The sequence below is a fragment of the Streptomyces sp. MNU76 genome (genome assembly GCF_020982545.1).
In the GTDB taxonomy this organism is placed as follows: Bacteria; Actinomycetota; Actinomycetes; order Streptomycetales; family Streptomycetaceae; genus Streptomyces.
The window spans coordinates 48,296-63,827 of the sequence record NZ_JAJKLK010000002.1 but is presented as its reverse complement, the minus strand read 5'-3'; the positions used below and the strand labels follow the sequence as shown (position 1 = coordinate 63,827).

At 70.8% G+C, this 15,532-nt stretch carries 17 protein-coding genes; 14 read left to right on the top strand and 3 right to left on the bottom strand.

Annotated features, from left to right (window positions below; genetic code table 11):
- The first annotated feature begins 147 nt into the window (after positions 1-147).
- The 7 genes from E4N62_RS06270 (at position 148) to E4N62_RS06245 (ending at position 6,288) form a co-directional block, all read left to right on the top strand.
- Positions 148-504: a hypothetical protein gene (locus E4N62_RS06270; RefSeq protein WP_230212602.1), complete on the top strand. Its 357-nt coding sequence runs from the start codon at positions 148-150 to the stop codon at positions 502-504.
- Between the two features lie 115 nt (positions 505-619).
- Positions 620-2,539, top strand: coding sequence for an alpha/beta fold hydrolase (locus tag E4N62_RS06265; protein ID WP_268269106.1), 1,920 nt, complete (start codon positions 620-622; stop codon positions 2,537-2,539).
- On the top strand, positions 2,536-3,153 hold the full coding sequence (locus E4N62_RS06260) for a hypothetical protein (RefSeq protein ID WP_230212597.1): 618 nt from the start codon (positions 2,536-2,538) through the stop codon (positions 3,151-3,153). Before E4N62_RS06265 ends, E4N62_RS06260 begins: the two co-directional genes overlap by 4 nt.
- Positions 3,154-3,155: 2 nt before the next feature.
- Positions 3,156-3,281 carry a hypothetical protein gene (locus E4N62_RS47845; RefSeq protein WP_268269105.1) on the top strand — a complete coding sequence of 42 codons (126 nt, stop codon included), beginning with the start codon at positions 3,156-3,158 and terminating at the stop codon, positions 3,279-3,281.
- 39 nt (positions 3,282-3,320) lie between these two features.
- Positions 3,321-5,207 carry an ABC transporter ATP-binding protein gene (locus E4N62_RS06255; protein WP_230212595.1) on the top strand — a complete coding sequence of 629 codons (1,887 nt, stop codon included), beginning with the start codon at positions 3,321-3,323 and terminating at the stop codon, positions 5,205-5,207.
- 86 nt (positions 5,208-5,293) lie between these two features.
- Entirely contained in the window at positions 5,294-5,485 is a 192-nt protein-coding gene (locus E4N62_RS06250) for a hypothetical protein (RefSeq protein WP_230212593.1), read from the top strand.
- Positions 5,482-6,288, top strand: a complete 807-nt coding sequence (locus E4N62_RS06245) for a class I SAM-dependent methyltransferase (protein ID WP_230212591.1) — start codon at positions 5,482-5,484, stop codon at positions 6,286-6,288. Before E4N62_RS06250 ends, E4N62_RS06245 begins: the two co-directional genes overlap by 4 nt.
- 115 nt (positions 6,289-6,403) lie before the next feature.
- Here the strand turns inward: E4N62_RS06245 and E4N62_RS06240 are convergent, their stop codons facing one another.
- Positions 6,404-6,919 (bottom strand): helix-turn-helix domain-containing protein, encoded by a 516-nt coding sequence (locus E4N62_RS06240; protein ID WP_230212588.1) that lies wholly within the window; start codon positions 6,917-6,919, stop codon positions 6,404-6,406.
- Between the two features lie 89 nt (positions 6,920-7,008).
- Here E4N62_RS06240 and E4N62_RS06235 point away from each other — a divergent pair, with 89 nt between their 5' ends.
- The 4 genes from E4N62_RS06235 (at position 7,009) to E4N62_RS06220 (ending at position 11,573) form a co-directional block, all read left to right on the top strand.
- Entirely contained in the window at positions 7,009-7,506 is a 498-nt protein-coding gene (locus E4N62_RS06235) for a PaaI family thioesterase (protein WP_230212586.1), read from the top strand.
- A 495-nt stretch (positions 7,507-8,001) separates the two neighbouring features.
- Entirely contained in the window at positions 8,002-10,005 is a 2,004-nt protein-coding gene (locus E4N62_RS06230; RefSeq protein ID WP_230212584.1) for a serine/threonine-protein kinase, read from the top strand.
- A 182-nt stretch (positions 10,006-10,187) separates the two neighbouring features.
- Positions 10,188-11,021 (top strand): PIG-L family deacetylase, encoded by an 834-nt coding sequence (locus E4N62_RS06225; protein WP_230212581.1) that lies wholly within the window; start codon positions 10,188-10,190, stop codon positions 11,019-11,021.
- Positions 11,022-11,150: 129 nt separating this feature from the next.
- On the top strand, positions 11,151-11,573 hold the full coding sequence (locus E4N62_RS06220) for a hypothetical protein (RefSeq protein ID WP_230212578.1): 423 nt from the start codon (positions 11,151-11,153) through the stop codon (positions 11,571-11,573).
- Between the two features lie 127 nt (positions 11,574-11,700).
- Here the strand turns inward: E4N62_RS06220 and E4N62_RS06215 are convergent, their stop codons facing one another.
- The gene (locus E4N62_RS06215; protein ID WP_230212576.1) at positions 11,701-11,892 is read right to left on the bottom strand and encodes a hypothetical protein; all 192 of its coding nucleotides are present in this window, start codon (positions 11,890-11,892) and stop codon (positions 11,701-11,703) included.
- A 359-nt stretch (positions 11,893-12,251) separates the two neighbouring features.
- Here E4N62_RS06215 and dhaK point away from each other — a divergent pair, with 359 nt between their 5' ends.
- The 3 genes from dhaK (at position 12,252) to E4N62_RS06200 (ending at position 14,351) form a co-directional block, all read left to right on the top strand.
- Positions 12,252-13,244, top strand: coding sequence for a dihydroxyacetone kinase subunit DhaK (dhaK, locus tag E4N62_RS06210; RefSeq protein ID WP_230212574.1), 993 nt, complete (start codon positions 12,252-12,254; stop codon positions 13,242-13,244).
- Between the two features lie 89 nt (positions 13,245-13,333).
- Positions 13,334-13,948 (top strand): dihydroxyacetone kinase subunit DhaL, encoded by a 615-nt coding sequence (gene dhaL, locus E4N62_RS06205; RefSeq protein WP_230212571.1) that lies wholly within the window; start codon positions 13,334-13,336, stop codon positions 13,946-13,948.
- Positions 13,941-14,351 (top strand): PTS-dependent dihydroxyacetone kinase phosphotransferase subunit DhaM, encoded by a 411-nt coding sequence (locus E4N62_RS06200; RefSeq protein WP_230212568.1) that lies wholly within the window; start codon positions 13,941-13,943, stop codon positions 14,349-14,351. The genes dhaL and E4N62_RS06200 overlap by 8 nt, the downstream gene beginning before the upstream one ends.
- A gap of 375 nt (positions 14,352-14,726) precedes the next feature.
- Here the strand turns inward: E4N62_RS06200 and E4N62_RS06195 are convergent, their stop codons facing one another.
- Positions 14,727-15,467 carry a glycoside hydrolase family 75 protein gene (locus E4N62_RS06195; protein WP_230212566.1) on the bottom strand — a complete coding sequence of 247 codons (741 nt, stop codon included), beginning with the start codon at positions 15,465-15,467 and terminating at the stop codon, positions 14,727-14,729.
- Between the last annotated feature and the right edge of the window lie 65 nt (positions 15,468-15,532).

Below are 15,532 nucleotides of genomic sequence, written 5' to 3'. Positions count from 1 at the left end.
ACAGAATGTCCGTTTCGGCGCGAAGACGTCACTCGACAATAGGCATTTTTATCGATGCGAGGGCGACTGGAGAGACTCTATTGTTATCTCCAGAAGGACGCAGGAAGAAAAGAACTTCCGAAGTCCCGAATGCGGAGGACCAAAGAAATGAGCAGCATCGAGAAAGCGCTGAACAACACGGAAATCCCCGTCGAGGGTGTCGTCTACTTCGCCGCTCGCCCGACCCTGGGCACCCCGCGGGTCGCCCGGAACCGGAACCGGAACAACGCGGGCAACGGCAACGGCGGAGCGGCCGGCGCCGCCGAGGCGGCCGGCGCCGCCGTGGAGGCCGGCGCCGCCACGGTGGGTGTCGCCCAGCAGGAGGAAGCCAACAACCTGGCGGCAGAGGCCAACGCCCAGAACGCCGCGGCCGCCGACGCCGCGGCCGCCGACGCCGCGGCCGCCGGCGGTGCGCCGCCGGCCGGCGGTGCGCCGCCGGCCGGCGGTGCGCCGCAGTTCTTCTGACAGCCGGCGGTGAACGCCTAGGGACCCGCTGTCGGACCAGAGGGCTGTTCTGGTCCGACAGCGGGTCCCGCCGCACGCAAGAAAACTTTTCTAAAGTACCAGGAGAAGAGGTCTTATGAAACTCGTCCGAAGGATCACTTCTGCAGTGCCGGGCAGGGTCGCTTCCGCGGTGCTCAGCCCGATACCGGTCGGCCGGGACCGTGCGCTGGGCATGTCGGAGCGGTTGGCCGCCATGACGAGCCTCACCTCGTCCCTCGAATACCTGTCCCAGCGCCACGATATGGGCAAGGGGGGCATGAGCGACTGGGACATCGCCAAGAACAGCATCGCGCATGCGAATCCTCTGCTGCGCCGGCTGGTCGACCTGGCCAGCGGACGTCGGACCACGACAGCCCTTCACGTCACACGGGCCGCGGTCGCCTCAGCCATGCTCCTGCCGGGCAAGTCCAGCTGGCGCGGGGCGGGCAGCCTCTTCCTCGGTGCGACCTCCGCCCTCCTCGGCCCGCGTCAGCACTACGGCGGCGACGGCGCCGACCAGGTGGCGACCCTCGTGCAGCTCGCCACCGGCGGCGCCCGTCTGGTGCCCTCGCCGGCCGCCAAGGACGCCCTGCTGTGGTACGTCGCCCTTCAGTCCAACCTCTCCTACCTGATCTCCGGTTGGGTCAAGCTGCTCGGCCCGGAATGGCGCGACGGCTCCGCACTTCCGGGCGTCATGCGCACCCACACCTACGGTCACGAGGGCATGTACACCTGGCTCCGGAACAATCCCCGGGCCGCCAAGCTGCTCGCTCACAGCGTGCTGGCGCTGGAGTGCCTCTTCCCGCTCGCCTATCTCAAGGGAGGCAGGCTGGCCCGTCCCGTCATCGCGAGCGCCGCCACGTTCCACGTGGCCAACGGCTATCTCATGGGGCTCGGCAGGTTCGCCACCGCGTTCCCCGCGATGCACCCCCTGGTCGCCTACACCTCGGCTCCCCGCACTCACCCCGCCATCGCGGGACGCGACGACCGCTCTGTGGCGGCCGCCCTCGCCGTGCTCGCGGGGGCGACGGCGGCCGCGGCCATCACCGCCGTACAGCGGCGCATGCGCGCCACCGAGGGCTGGCGGACCTCTCGCGTGCTGACGACCCGGCACGGCAACCGGCTCCAGTACGAGGCGATGTCGGTCGGCGACGCCGAGCGGCCGGTCTTCGTGTTCGCCGCCGGCCTGCTGTCCACCAGCGAGCACTATGCCTGGATCAGCGAGCGCCTGTCCTACCAGACCGACTACGGCGTCATCGTCTATGCCCGCGCCGGATACGCCGGAAGCCGCCGCAGGGCGACCACCACCTACCAGTTGTCGGAGTCCGTCGACGACCTCGTCGACTTGGTGAACGGGGCCGTGGCACCGCACCGCAAGGTGATCCTGGTCGGCCACTCGGTCGGCGGAGAACTCGTCCGCCGTGCCGTCAAGCACCTCGGCGACCGGGTACACGGCGTCGTGTACCTCGACTCCTCGCACCCGGACCAGTTCAACCGCTCCGCCCAGCAGAGGGTGAGCGGCGCCGGCCTGGAGAGCAGCTTCGCCTCCATGAGCCGGGCACTGCGCCTCGGCACCGGGGCCCTCCTCACGCGCCCGTGGTGGATCAAGGAACTGCCCGCCCCATACCACGACAAGGTCTTCGCCCATTACTCCGACGCGCGGATGTGGTACGCGGCGCGCCGCGAATGGGCGGCGCTGCAGGAGGACTTCAAGGCCTTCCCCGGGCAGCTCGACCCGATCGAGGGCGTGCCCGGCCTGGTGATCTCCGCCCAAAGGACCGTGGACCGCGACCCCGACCAACTACTGATGCACCGGGAACTCGCCGAGGCCCACCGCGGGGCGCCCCGCGCGACGGTGATCGTCGAGGGCGCGGGACACGACACCCTGCTGGTCAACAGCCGCTACGCCAACCAGGTCACGGACCACGTCCTCACGTTCTTCCGGAGCCTCGACGAGCGCCCCCGGGCAGCCCGGCCCACCCGATCCGTCTCGCTCGAGAAGGAGGCCACGCGATGACCACCCTTCGACGTTCCCCTCTGAAGAACCCGTTCACCGGCGAAGGCGCGGCCTGGCGGATCGCCGGGGCGGCCATGCTGGCCGTCACCCTCGCGGGCCAGCACCCCATCGAACTCTTCTCCCGGTTCCGTTCGAAGGACACCTTGTCCCTGGTGCCGAACTGGAAGTTCTTCGCCCCCAACCCCTGCATGCACGACAGCCACTTCCTGTACCGCACGGTGGACGCGGACGGCGACGCCTCACCGTGGCAGGACTCGTTCGCCGCCGAGACGCGCAAGCCCCAGCACATCGTGTGGTTCCCCACCCGCCGCGCGGACAAGTCGGTCTTCGACGCGTGCTCCGACATCCTCCCGATCCTCGAGTTCGGCGGCTTCGCGGCCGCCTCCCAGGTGCCCGGCTACCGGTTGATCACCGAGCACCTACGCGTCCTCATCAGGTCCCGGGGCCCCGTGGGCGAGGTCCGGGGCTTCCAGTTCGCCCTGGCCCATGCCACCGGCTACGACACGCGCCACCGTCCCAATCTGGTGTTCGTCTCCCCGTTCATCCCCCTCGACCCACAGGCCCCCGGCACCCCGCTGACGCGGTCCCCGGCCAAGACTCTCACAAAGGTATAATCATGGACATTTCAAACCCCTATGCCCTCCTCGCGATCCTGATCTTCACGGCCGGCCTGATCAGCGGAGTCGTGCGGTACGCCAGGGCCCGCGCGCAAGAGAAAGAGGCCGGGAGGGAGCACCAGTGAACCTGGGGCCGGTCGCCGTCGCGGGGCCGGGGGCGCGGGATGAGTGACCCGCCGGCCGGCCGAGGCCGCCACACACGCCCCCAGGACCCGCCGGTGAACCTGGAGAAGGAGCCTGGTGGCGGGCGTGGAGCCACGCACCGGGCGGTTCCCGAGCTCAATCTGCACCTGCTGTGGGGCAAGGGAGCGAACCCCTGGCGGGCCATGGGCCGGCACCGCCGCCTGGTCCTGCTCGGAATCCTCCTCGGCCTGCTGAGCGCCGCGACGTCCCTGGCCCAGCCCGCGGCCATCGGCCTCCTGGTCGACACCGTCGGCAAAGGGCGCTCGTTGACCGGCCCGATCATGGTGGGCGCGGCACTGTTCATCGCCGACGCCACCCTGAACGCGCTCCACTCGTACGCCATCGGGCTGGCCGGGGAAAACATCGTCTACGACATCCGCCGGACACTGACCTCGCGTCTGCTGCGCTCCCGGTTCAGGGCGTACAGCGGCCTGCGACAGGGCGATGTGTTCTCCCGGATGGTCAGCGACACCATTCTCGCCCGCTCCACCATGACACACGCGATCGACAGCATCCTCAACAACAGCTTCCTGGTCATCGGCGGGATCGCCCTGATGGCCTGGATCGACACCGTGCTGCTGGCCGCCACCCTGGCCTGCCTCGGCGCGACCAGCGTCGTCTCGCTCTGGCTGGCGAGCGGGGTGCGGAGGGTGTCAGTGCGCAACCAGGCCGACTTGGGCGCCTTCGGCTCCGCCCTGCTGCGGGTACTGGGAGCGATGCCCACCGTGAAGGCATCCCGGGCCGAGGCCCGGGAGACCGAGGAGATCGCGACCATCGCCCGGCAGGTCCGGAAGTCGGGGATCAGGGTGACGGTGATGTCGTCGCTGCTGGACCCGACCATGAGCATCGGCACCCAGCTCGCCCTGACGGTCGTCATCGCTCTGGGTGCGGCCCGCACCACCACCGGGGCGATGACCACCGCCGCTCTGACGGCGTTCATCCTCTACCTCTTCTACCTGGTGGCGCCGTTGCTGGACTTGTTCGAGTCGATCGCGCAGTTCCAGATCGGCCGAGCGTCGGTGGAGCGGCTCGCGGAGCTCGGCAAGATCGAGGTCGAGACGGATCCGGACAGCAGCCGCCCGGCCGAACGGCCGCGTGCCGCCCGCCCGTTCGGGCTGGGGTACGAACCCGGACTCACCTTGGACGGCGTCCGGTTCTCCTATCCCGGCAGCAACACGTCCGTCCTCGACGGGGTCTCCTTCACCGTGCCGTCCGAGGGACTGACCGCCATCGTCGGCCCCTCCGGCGCTGGCAAGTCCACCGTCTTCCAACTGATCGAGCGGCTCTTCGACCCGGTGTCCGGTGCGATCCGCATCGACGGCACGGACATCATCGACATGCCACTCAACAAGCTGCGGTCCATCGTCGGCTACGTCGACCAGGACCACACACTGTTGCGCGGCACCGTCCGGGAGAACCTCACCTACAGCGCACCGGACGCCGGGGACAAGGACATCGCCGAGGCGCTGCGCATGGCCAACCTGACCGAGGTGATCAACGCGCTGCCCCACGGACTCGACACCAACCTCGGCGATCGCGGCGCCGGCCTGTCGGGCGGTCAGCGGCAACGCCTCGCCATCGCCCGTACGTTGCTGCAGACGCCCCGGTTCCTGCTGCTGGACGAGGCCACCGCCAACCTCGACACCGAATCGGAGAACGCGCTGCGCGACAGCATCACCATGATCTCCGACTTCTGTGCGGTCATCGCCATCGCCCACCGCCTGTCCACCGTCACCGAGGCCCAGCAGATCATCGTGCTCGACCAGGGACGGGTGCACGCCGTCGGCACCCACGACGAACTCCACCGGCGCAGCGACCTCTACCGCCGGCTCGCCCGGCTCCAGGAACTCAGCGACCTGGCGTCCTGATCCACATCCACCGAACGACAGGGCGGCACACCCGCCTTCACCTCCGACAGGAGAAGACGTCCCGATCATCCCGACAGGAGAAGTCCATGAACGACTTTCTGCTCATCCCGTCCGTGGTAGCCCTCGGCCTCGTCGGCTTCCTCATCGCCACCCAGGCCGTCAGCACCCCCGCCGTCATCGGCGTCGCCCTCGTGGTGCTGTGGGGTGCCTGCTCCCAGGCCAGAAGCACCACCCACCCGAGGCACACCCCGTCCAAGAAGCGGAGGCAGCACCCATGAGCACCAGCACGACATCCCCCGCGCCCGGCGCCACGTCGAGCGCCATCATCGAAGACATCGGCTACGGCCGGCAGTTCGGCGACTGGTACCACCGGCTGTTCCCCGACGACGAGTCCGTCGTCGACGAGGTGGAGCGCCTGGTCTCGCTGCATCCCGATCCGGCCCTGGGCACCGTCGAGTTCGGTGTCGGAACGGGTCGGATAGCGCTCCCGTTGTCGCGCCACGTCGGGCCGGTCACCGGGGTGGACTCCTCCCCCGAGATGCTCGACGTGCTGCGCCGCGACCTGGCCGACGACACCCCCGTCGAGCCCGTACACGGCGACATCTGCGTCTACACCGCGGACCGCACCGTGGGGCTGGTGTACTGCATCTGCGCGACCCTGTCGATGCTGCTCAGCCCCGAGAAGCAGCTGCTGGCGGTGCGTCGCGCGGCCGAACTGCTGGCCCCCGGCGGCAGGCTGGTGATCGAGACCCACAACAAGCCGGCCATCCTCGCCCTGCACGAGGGCAGCGCCCGCGCCACGTACTTCTGGCCCTATCCGGAGCCGGGCACCGGCCTGCAGAGCCACTCGGTCCTCCTGCCGGAGGGATCGCTTTGGCATCTCTCGCACGTCTGGTACGAGGCCGACGGCACCACCCGTGTCGGCACCGAGGTCTCCCGACTGACCGACCCGGAGGAGATGGACACCTACGCCCGCGCCGCCGGCCTCGTCCCCGAGAGCCGCTTCGGCGACTGGCCCGCTGACGCGGCCCCGTACTCCCTGGACTCGCCGCTCGCCATCTGCACCTACGTCAAGCCCTGACCCGTCAGAGCATCGCGAGGAGGGCGTACCCATCTCCGTGCCGGTCGGTGGCGATGGTTCCGTGCAGTGCGGTGATCGCCAGGATGGTGAGGATCCCGACCGGCGACGAAGACGGTCAGGCCCGGTCCGTAGCGGGCCGGGTCTCGTCACCTCGGACATCTGCCCCGGCGAGGAACCGCGCCGAGGGGCCGGGACGGGCACGGGCGTCCCGCGGGGTCAGCGGTCCGTGGCCCTTCTCGCAGACGACCACCGCCCGGACGGTGTCGCCGCAGTCCGCGTGACTCACCTCCAGAGGCGGCCCCTCGGGGTCGGCCGTGTACCGGTCGCCCCACTGCTTGAGTGCGATCATCGCGGGCCACAGGTCCCAGCCCTTGCGCGTGAGCCGGTACTCGCGCCGGGTGCGGCTGCCGGGCTCGCGGTAGGCGACGGTCTCCAGGATCCCGGCCGCGACCAGCTTGCGCAGCCGGTCCGCGAGGACGGCCTCGGACAGCCCGACGTGGCGCCGGAAGTCGTCGAAACGCCGTACGCCGTTCATGGCGTCCCGCAGCAGCAGCAACGACCACTTCTCGCCGACCAGATCCAGCGTCCGGTGGACCGTGCAGTTCTCCGCGCTCGTCTCCAGCCACCTCATGTGCTCATCCTAGGCTGACTTCGCGATTGACAGCCAGATGCGTGCCCAGCTAGCTTCATTTGGAGAAGCCAGCTACTTCGGGAGTGGAAATGCGCAGGTCACGTACGTTCGCGTGGGAGGACCCCACCGTCTCCGCCCGAGCCGTCGGTGACCACAACGGACTCGACTTCCTCCGGGAGATGCTCGCCGGGCGGCTGCCCACTCCTCCGGTGGCCGCCACCTTGGGCTTCACCCTGGAGGAGGCCGAGCACGGCCGGGTGGTCTTCGTCCTGGTGCCGGGCGAGGAGCACTACAACCCGATCGGGAGCGTCCACGGCGGGGTGTACGCCACCCTGCTGGACTCGGCGGCCGGCTGCGCGGTGCAGTCCGTGCTGCCGCGGGGCATGGGCTACACCTCGCTCGATCTGACCCTGAAGTTCCTGCGCCCGGTCACCGTCGACACCGGCAAGGTCCGCGCGATCGGCACCGTCCTCAACAGCGGCCGCCGCACCGCCCTGGCCCAGGCCGAGCTCCGCGACTCCGAGGACCGGCTGCTGGCCCACGCCACCAGCAGCTGCATGGTGTTCCCCGTCCCGCCCAGTTCGTAGCCGTGCCGTAGCCCGGCAGGCGTCCGCAGGACCCGACTTTCCCGCCGCGTACGCTCGTTCGCCGGGCCGGACGACGTTGGCCGGGGCTCCGTGCTGTGGTCATGCTCCGGGCCTCGGGGGCAATCTTCAGCACGGGTGCAACAGCTCTGCACCGCACCTGAGTTCATCTTCACGACCCCTGTGGGCTCTTCTCCACGATCCCTGGAGCGGAGTGGGTCGGAGCGGGTTTCGCGAGTGCACCGGATGAGCCGGGGGCGGTCGGCGGTCCAGACGTCCCAGGGGCGAGGTCCATGGGGAGCGCCGCCATCACGCCGGAGAACGACAGCTGTCCGATGTGCACGGCCGGATATCATCCAGCCTCGAACGTCTCCCGCACGACCGATCGGACTGTCTGTGAGCGCTGCTGGACCGGTCGGGCGGATACAGCCCGCTCGCCCGGGTGATCCCTCCCGTGTCGGCCCGTACCGCGTGGTCGGCCGACTCGGTGCGGGCGGCATGGGAACCGTGTACGCCGCGCTCACGGACGACGGCGCCCGGGTGGCGGTGAAGGTGATCCACCCCGTGCAGGCGGGGGATCCGGAGTTCCGGGCTCGGTTCCGCCGTGAGGTACGGCTCTCCGCCCTGGTCCAGGGCCCGTTCCTGCTGCCGCTCCTCGCGGCCGACCCCGATGCCGACGCCCCCTGGCTGGCGACCGCCTACGCCCCGGGCCCCACCCTGGCCCAGCATCTGGCCGCCCACGGACCGCTGAGCGAGGGCACGTTGTACGCCTTCGCCACCGGCACCGCACAGGCCCTCGCGGCGATCCACGCCGCCGGCGTCGTGCACCGGGACGTCAAACCGCAGAACGTGCTGCTGACCCCGGCCGGCCCCCGCGTCCTGGACTTCGGCATCGCGCACGCCGCCGACGGCACCAGCGTCACGAGGACCGGCATCCTGACCGGCACCCCTGGCTGGATCAGCCCCGAGCACTACCGCGGCGGCGTCACCGCGGCCGAGGGCGACCTGTTCGCCTGGGGCGCGCTGGTGGCCCACGCGGCGACCGGCCGGCTCCCGTTCGGCAGCGGCGCTCCCGAGGCGGTGGCCTACCGTGTCCTGTCCGGCGAGCCGGATCTCGACGGTGTCCCCGACGCGCTCAGGCAGATCCTGGAGAAGGCCCTCGCCAAGGAACCCGCCGAGCGGCCGGACGCCGCCGGGGCCGCTGACGCCTGCGCGCGGCTGCTGGCCGCGGAGTCCACTCAGCTGCTCGCCGGCGACAGGGCGGCGGAAGAGGGTGACGCTCTCCTGTCGGTCGGCGAGTTGGTCACCGCGCTGTGGTCCGTACCGGTCCCCGACGACCCGTCCTGGCCCGTACCGGCACCCGGCCCTCCGGCAAAGCCCTCCCGACGCCGGGCCGTTGTCGCTGTCCTGGTCGCGGCGGCCGTCGTCGGCGCGACCGTCGGCGGCGTACTGGCCTTCAGCCGGGACGGGAGCGGCACGGATTCGGCGGACGGTGCCGGAGCGACGGCCTCGACGACCTCCAGGGGCACCGGCGGCTCAGGTGCGGGAGCCGGCCGGTCACCCTCCGCCGTGTCCGACGCGGAGGGGACCGGCCCGGCGGCCACCGACCCACGTGCCGTGCCCGTCCCGGCCGACCCGCTCGCCGGGGTGGCCGATCCCGCCTTCACCCGCGCGGACGACGAGGCCCAGCCCGTCCCCGGCGAGTGGGGCGCGAGCCGGTACGCCACCGGCGCGGAGGAGCGGGAGGCCGCGGCCGACATCGTCGACGAGGTGACCGCCATGCTCACCACGAAGGACATGTCGTTCATGAAACCCACGGTCACCTTCAACCGCCGGGCGCAGACGGTGATGGTCACCGGAGGCCCGATCTCCACCCTCACCGACGACTACAAGGAGGTCTTCCGGCGGGCGAGCGAGATGGCCGCCTGCACCACCCTGGCCCACCGGCTCAAGGACGCGCCGAGCAGCTGGCCGTACGGCAGGTTCTCCGTCTACTGGAAGGACCACGACGGCCAGGACGAGGCCACGATCCTAGGCTTCGGCAGAGCCACCACCGGCTGCTACAGCGAGGAGGCCGGACAGCGCCAGGGCACGGACGAGGGCATCGTCACCGCCGAGCTGCCCAGCGCCGACGCGGACGAGATCCGTGTCGCCGGTGACACGGTCGAAGCGATCACCGCCGCCTGGGACACGCGCGTCGCCGAGGGCCACGGCCTGGAGCCCTTCGACCACGACGACGCGATCACCCTCGGTTTCGATCCCGTCGACAAGATGGTGTACGTGTGGGCCCTGGACGGCTCCGGGGTGCTCTCCGGCCGCGCCCAGCAGTCCCACTTCCAGGACGTCGTCACCAGAATCGCCTGCCCCAGGCTGCTCGCCGAGTACAAGCGCGACAAGCGCTGGAACTACACCCACTGGACCGTCGCCGCGTACCAGGGGAACAGCGCCTGGCCCCAGCTTTTCACCTCCGGGGACTGCCTGCCTGCGGAAAGCCGGCCCTGACCGGCGAATCAAGCGGTCTCGCCGGGAACAGCGCGTCCGGCGAGCCGGTTGCACCGGCAGAGGGGCGGGGAGCGCGGGGATCACCGGTCCGTCTGTCCGCTCCCTCGCGATCCGAACTCCGTGCGCGCGAAGTCCTCACCGCGCGCTGAGACCGACACGTACTTCCGCAGAAGGGCTGTTGCATGACTGACCACCCCTTGACGCTCATGGCCGTTCACGCTCACCCCGACGACGAGGCCACCGGAACCGGAGGAGTCCTCGCGCGGTACGCGGCGGAAGGCATCCGCACGGTTCTCGTGACGTGTACCGACGGCGGTTGCGGTGACGGACCGGGCGGCGTCAAACCGGGTGATCCCGGCCACGATCCCGCGGCGGTCGCCCTGCTGCGCCGCCGAGAACTCGAGGCGAGCTGTGACGTTCTGAAGATCAGCGATCTGGAGACGCTGGACTACGCCGACTCCGGGATGATCGGCTGGCCGAGCAACGACGCCCCCGGATCCTTCTGGCAGACCCCCGTGGAGGAGGGCGCGGCCCGGCTCGCGGAGCTCATGCGGCACTACCGGCCCGATGTGGTCGTCACCTACGACGAGAACGGGTTCTACGGCCACCCCGACCACATCCAGGCCCACCGCATCACGATGGCGGCGCTGGACATGACCGCGCTGACGCCGAAGGTGTACTGGACCACGGCGCCCCGCTCGATGATGCGGCGGTTCGGCGAGATCATGCGCGAGTTCCATCCGGACATGCCCGAACCGGATCCTGCCGAGGCCGCCGCCACGGCCGAGATCGGGCTGCCCGACGACGAGATCACCACGTGGGTTGACACCACCGCGTTCAGTGGTCAGAAGTTCGACGCGCTTGCCGCGCACGCCAGTCAGGGCGAGAACATCTTCTTCCTCAAGATGGGCAAGGAGAGGTTCGGCGAGTTCATGGGCATGGAGACCTTCCTCCGCGTCCGGGACAGCACCGGCACGGCCACACCCGAGGACGACCTCTTCGCCGGACTGCGCTGACCGGAGACAGGTCCCCGCACCCCTCATGAAGGGTGCGGGGACCTGCGCGGCTCGGCACGTTGCGCCGCTGCTTGCCGGGGCAGGCGGATTCGCAACGCCCCGTACGACGTCAGGTGAGAGGATCACAAGGTGCCTCTGCCTCAGCCCGATGATCTGACCTCGCTGGTCCTGCGTACCGACTTCGGTGACGAGGAGGCGTGGGACGCGGTGCGAGCCGCACTCGACGCGGCTGGCGAGTACCCCCATGCCACCTATGTCAGCGAGCATCGCTTTGCCGGCTTGGGCGTCCAGGCCGTGATGGCCGAGGAGGCTGCCGCGGGCGAAGACGAGCAGATCTTCTACCTGTTTCTGGCTGACGCGGCCACGATGAAGGATTCGGGCCACCCGCTCCTGGCCGTGGACCTCTCGGACGAGCCCGGGCGGACGTTCAGGGTCCCCGCTCGGTGGTTTCCTGACATCTCGGCCAACCTCAGCATCGCCAACATGGACTTTGCGGAGTTCGCCGACGCCGCTGATGGATCAGGAACCTTCCGCGGCTTTGACCAGGTCTGATGCTTTCGGGCGCTGTGTACCGCGCCGGATCGGAGTCGGCTCTCACCGCCGGCGGCGGTCAGCGGCCGTCGACGACACCCGCCACTGCCCGGCAGGCGCCACAGGCGTCGGCTCCGCCGCTTCCGTCTCAGACCACCCTCCGATCGGCGAGCGCAGCCGCCTCGGTGAAGTACGCGCGGAACAACGGCTCATCGCCGGGTGGTACCACCCCCGACGCCTCCCGGTTCTCGATCGTCGTCAGGGCCAGGTGCGCCGGGATCGCCGATTCCCGGGCGCACCTCGGCATGTCGGCGAGGTAGCGGATCAGGGCGCAGACCACGAGCAGGCACGCCCCCGCCGATCGTCAGTCGCAGCGTGGGCGGTTCAGGGTGAGGAGGCGAGCGTGCTCTCGGACGCCCTGGTGCGGCCGTGATCCGCCCCGGCACGCTCGTGCGCGCTCAGGCACGTGACCTTGGCCGCTGCTCGGTCGATACTTCCGGCAGATGCGAATGCGCCGATCCCTGTCCGACAACCCCTGGCACCTGACGCCCGTCATCGAAGTCAGTATTGAGTCAGCGTCAGTCGCCGGGAGCCCGCCTACGGCCGCGTCGACCGTCACGATCAATAGTTGAACAAGGCTGCGCAGGCCGGCGAAAACGCAGGTCAGCGGCTTGCCCAAAACGTCTGCAGGAGGTAGCAGTGAAGATGCTGATCAACGTGGCCGAGAGCGTTGTCGCTGATGCGTTGCGAGGCATGGCGGCCGCGCATCCCGAGCTGACCGTGGACGTGGAGAACCGGGTGGTGGTGCGGCGGGACGCGCCGGTGGCCGGGAAGGTGGGGCTGGTCTCCGGGGGTGGCTCGGGCCACGAGCCGTTGCACGGTGGGTTCGTGGGACCCGGGATGCTGTCGGCGGCCTGTCCCGGGGAGGTGTTCACGTCCCCGGTGCCGGACCAGATGGTGCGGGCCGCGGCGGCCGTCGACAGCGGCGCCGGGGTGCTGTTCATCGTGAAGAACTACACCGGGGACGTGCTGAACTTCGACATGGCGGCCGAGCTCGCCGAGGACGAGGGCATCCGGATCGCCAAGGTCCTCGTCGACGACGACGTGGCCGTCACCGACAGCCTCTACACCGCCGGGCGGCGCGGCACGGGCGCGACACTGTTCGTGGAGAAGATCGCCGGGGCAGCCGCCGAGGAGGGGCAGCCGCTGGAGCGTGTGGAGGCGCTGGCCCGGCAGGTCAACGAGAACTCCCGCAGTTTCGGGGTCGCCCTGAGCGCCTGCACCACTCCGGCCAAGGGCAGTCCCACCTTCGAACTCCCCGCCGGAGAGCTGGAGTTGGGCGTCGGTATCCACGGTGAGCCGGGGCGTGAACGACGCGCCATGATGACCTCGCGGGAGATCGCCGACTTCTCGGTGAACGCCGTTCTGGACGACATGAGCCCCCGCAACCCGGTGCTCGTGCTCGTCAACGGCATGGGTGCCACGCCCCTGCTGGAGCTGTACGGCTTCAACGCGGAGGTGCAGCGGGTGCTCACCGAGCGCGGCGTGGCCGTGGCCCGCACCCTCGTCGGCAACTACGTCACCTCGCTGGACATGGCCGGTGCCTCGGTGACGCTGTGCCAGGTCGACGAGGAACTGCTGCGGCTGTACGACGCGCCGGTGCGGACGCCGGGTCTGCGCTGGGGCGTGTGAGCGGGCGCACCGGACGGCCGCGCTCGCACCGCTCCAAGCAGTGGCATCCCTCACTGCCCGTCAGTTCACCCACCACGCAAGGAGATTCCGTGCTCGACGCCGATTTCTTCCGTCGCTGGATGACGGCCACCGCAGCCTCGGTCGAACGCGAGGCCGAGCGGCTCACGGCGCTCGACTCGCCGATCGGGGACGCCGACCACGGCAGCAATCTGCACCGCGGGTTCACCGCCGTGGCGGCCGTGCTGGAGAAGGAGGCCCCGGACACGCCCGGCGCCGTCCTCGTGCTCGCCGGGCGGCAGCTCATCTCGACCGTCGGCGGCGCGTCCGGCCCGCTGTACGGCACCCTGTTGCGCCGGACCGGCAAAGCGCTCGGCGACGCCGCCGAGGTGAGCGAGGCCCAGCTCGCGGACGCCCTGCGCGTCGGGGTCGACGCCGTCATGGCGCTGGGCGGTGCGGCCCCCGGGGACAAGACCATGATCGACGCACTGGTCCCGGCGGTCGACGCGCTCGCGGGGTCGTTCGCCGCCGCGCGGGCAGCGGCCGAGGAGGGTGCCCTCGCGACCACGCCGCTGCAGGCCCGCAAGGGCAGGGCCAGCTATCTGGGTGAGCGGAGCATCGGCCATCAGGACCCCGGTGCCACCTCCGCCGCGCTGCTGATCGCGGCCCTCGCCACCACCGCCGACCCGGAGGCCGCCGATGTCTGAGGAGAAGCGGGTCGGCATCGTGCTGGTGTCGCACAGCGCCTCCGTCGCCGCCTCGGTGGCCGAGCTGGCACAGGGGCTCGCCGGTGCGGGCGCCTCCGTTCCCGTCGCGCCGGCCGGGGGCACCGAGGGCGGAGGTCTGGGCACCAGCGCGGAACTGATCTCGGCGGCGGCCGCCTCCGTGGACCGGGGCGCCGGGGTCGCGGTCCTGACCGATCTCGGCAGCGCGGTCCTCACCGTGAAGGCACTGCTCGCCGAGGGCGACGAACTCCCGGCGGACACGCGTCTGGTGGACGCCCCGTTCGTCGAGGGCGCGGTCGCGGCGGTCGTCACGGCGTCGACGGGCGCGGACCTCGCGACGGTGGCGGCCGCGGCCGCGGAGGCGTACACGTATCGGAAGGAGTGACCCTCCGGTCGACGGGCGGGCGACACCCACGGGGCCCGGGCCCACCAGCGACCGAAGCTCACGTGGCCGAGCCCACCGGCGACCGCACGTCACAGCGCCTGATCCCACCGACGATCGGCACGCACGGCGCCCGGAGCCGCAGGCGACCGGCGGCCGAGCCGGGGAGGTGGGATCCGTCCGTCCGCCCGGCACGGTGATGCGGGCGGACGTCGCGGTGGCGTTGGGGGGATCGACGCGACGGCGCCAGGCGGCCGACGCGGCGCCCTCGCGCGATCGACGCGACGGCGCCAGGCGATCGACGCGGCGCCGCCAGGCGACCGGCACGGTGCCGACAGGCGGCGGGCGGCGGGCGGCGGGCGAGGGCTGTTGGGCGCCTTAGGGCGGCGGAATCAGTGCGTCGCCCGCCCTCATCGCTGCCCCTCGACGAAGTCCCGCGCCCTCCACCCACTTTCGGGCGAGTGCCTCGCCGAGTTCGACCGCCGCTCCGTGGTCCTCGATCGGCGTCACCTCGGAGTCCTCGAAGACGATGTAAGTGACCCCGGAGGCGGTGCCGCCGGTGCGCGGGTCGGGGCGGATGCCGAGCCTCTTGGCCGTGGCGTAGGAGGCCTCGCCGATGATGTTCTGCGGGCCGGTGTCACCCACGACGGCGTACTGGACCCGGTCCCCGTGGACCACAGCCGCGACGGAGCCGCCCTTGATGCCGTGCACCCGGAAGTCCCAGACGCGGCTCGGGGCGGGGACGACGACGAACGGCAGGCTCTCGGAGCGGAGGTAGCGTCCGTCGGACTGCAGGAAGGACGTGGCGGGCTGGAACCACGGGTCGGTCTCGCGGTTGCAGCGCGGACTCGGCCGGCCGTCGCAGTCGATGTCCATGTCCGCCTTCCAGTACACCGCGCCGTCGACACCGCAGACGGGGATCACGGCGGGCTTCCCGGCGTCACTGCTGTACAGCCCCTCGGAGACCCGGACGCAGCCGCGCGCCCTGGCCAGCAGCTCGGCGGCGGTCACACCGCCCTCGTGCTGCGCGGGGCGCTGCGGATGGGCCAGGGCGGGCAGCGCGACGGGGGCCAGCAGGGCGGCGCCGACCGCGGCCAGCGTCAACGAGCGGACTCGCACGATGAGGAACCCTCTCCTGGGGGGACATGACGGACACTCACCCAAAGGTGGTGCGGGTCGGAGAG

Excerpts from the sequence above, each read along its gene's own strand:
- E4N62_RS06270 (WP_230212602.1), top strand. The coding sequence starts at position 148 with ATGAGCAGCATCGAGAAAGCGCTGAACAACACGGAAATCCCCGTCGAG.
- E4N62_RS06265 (WP_268269106.1), top strand. The coding sequence starts at position 620 with ATGAAACTCGTCCGAAGGATCACTTCTGCAGTGCCGGGCAGGGTCGCT.
- E4N62_RS06260 (WP_230212597.1), top strand. The coding sequence starts at position 2,536 with ATGACCACCCTTCGACGTTCCCCTCTGAAGAACCCGTTCACCGGCGAA.
- E4N62_RS47845 (WP_268269105.1), top strand. The coding sequence starts at position 3,156 with ATGGACATTTCAAACCCCTATGCCCTCCTCGCGATCCTGATCTTCACG.
- E4N62_RS06255 (WP_230212595.1), top strand. The coding sequence starts at position 3,321 with ATGAGTGACCCGCCGGCCGGCCGAGGCCGCCACACACGCCCCCAGGAC.
- E4N62_RS06250 (WP_230212593.1), top strand. The coding sequence starts at position 5,294 with ATGAACGACTTTCTGCTCATCCCGTCCGTGGTAGCCCTCGGCCTCGTC.
- E4N62_RS06245 (WP_230212591.1), top strand. The coding sequence starts at position 5,482 with ATGAGCACCAGCACGACATCCCCCGCGCCCGGCGCCACGTCGAGCGCC.
- E4N62_RS06240 (WP_230212588.1), bottom strand. The coding sequence starts at position 6,919 with ATGAGGTGGCTGGAGACGAGCGCGGAGAACTGCACGGTCCACCGGACG.
- E4N62_RS06235 (WP_230212586.1), top strand. The coding sequence starts at position 7,009 with ATGCGCAGGTCACGTACGTTCGCGTGGGAGGACCCCACCGTCTCCGCC.
- E4N62_RS06230 (WP_230212584.1), top strand. The coding sequence starts at position 8,002 with ATGGGAACCGTGTACGCCGCGCTCACGGACGACGGCGCCCGGGTGGCG.
- E4N62_RS06225 (WP_230212581.1), top strand. The coding sequence starts at position 10,188 with ATGACTGACCACCCCTTGACGCTCATGGCCGTTCACGCTCACCCCGAC.
- E4N62_RS06200 (WP_230212568.1), top strand. The coding sequence starts at position 13,941 with ATGTCTGAGGAGAAGCGGGTCGGCATCGTGCTGGTGTCGCACAGCGCC.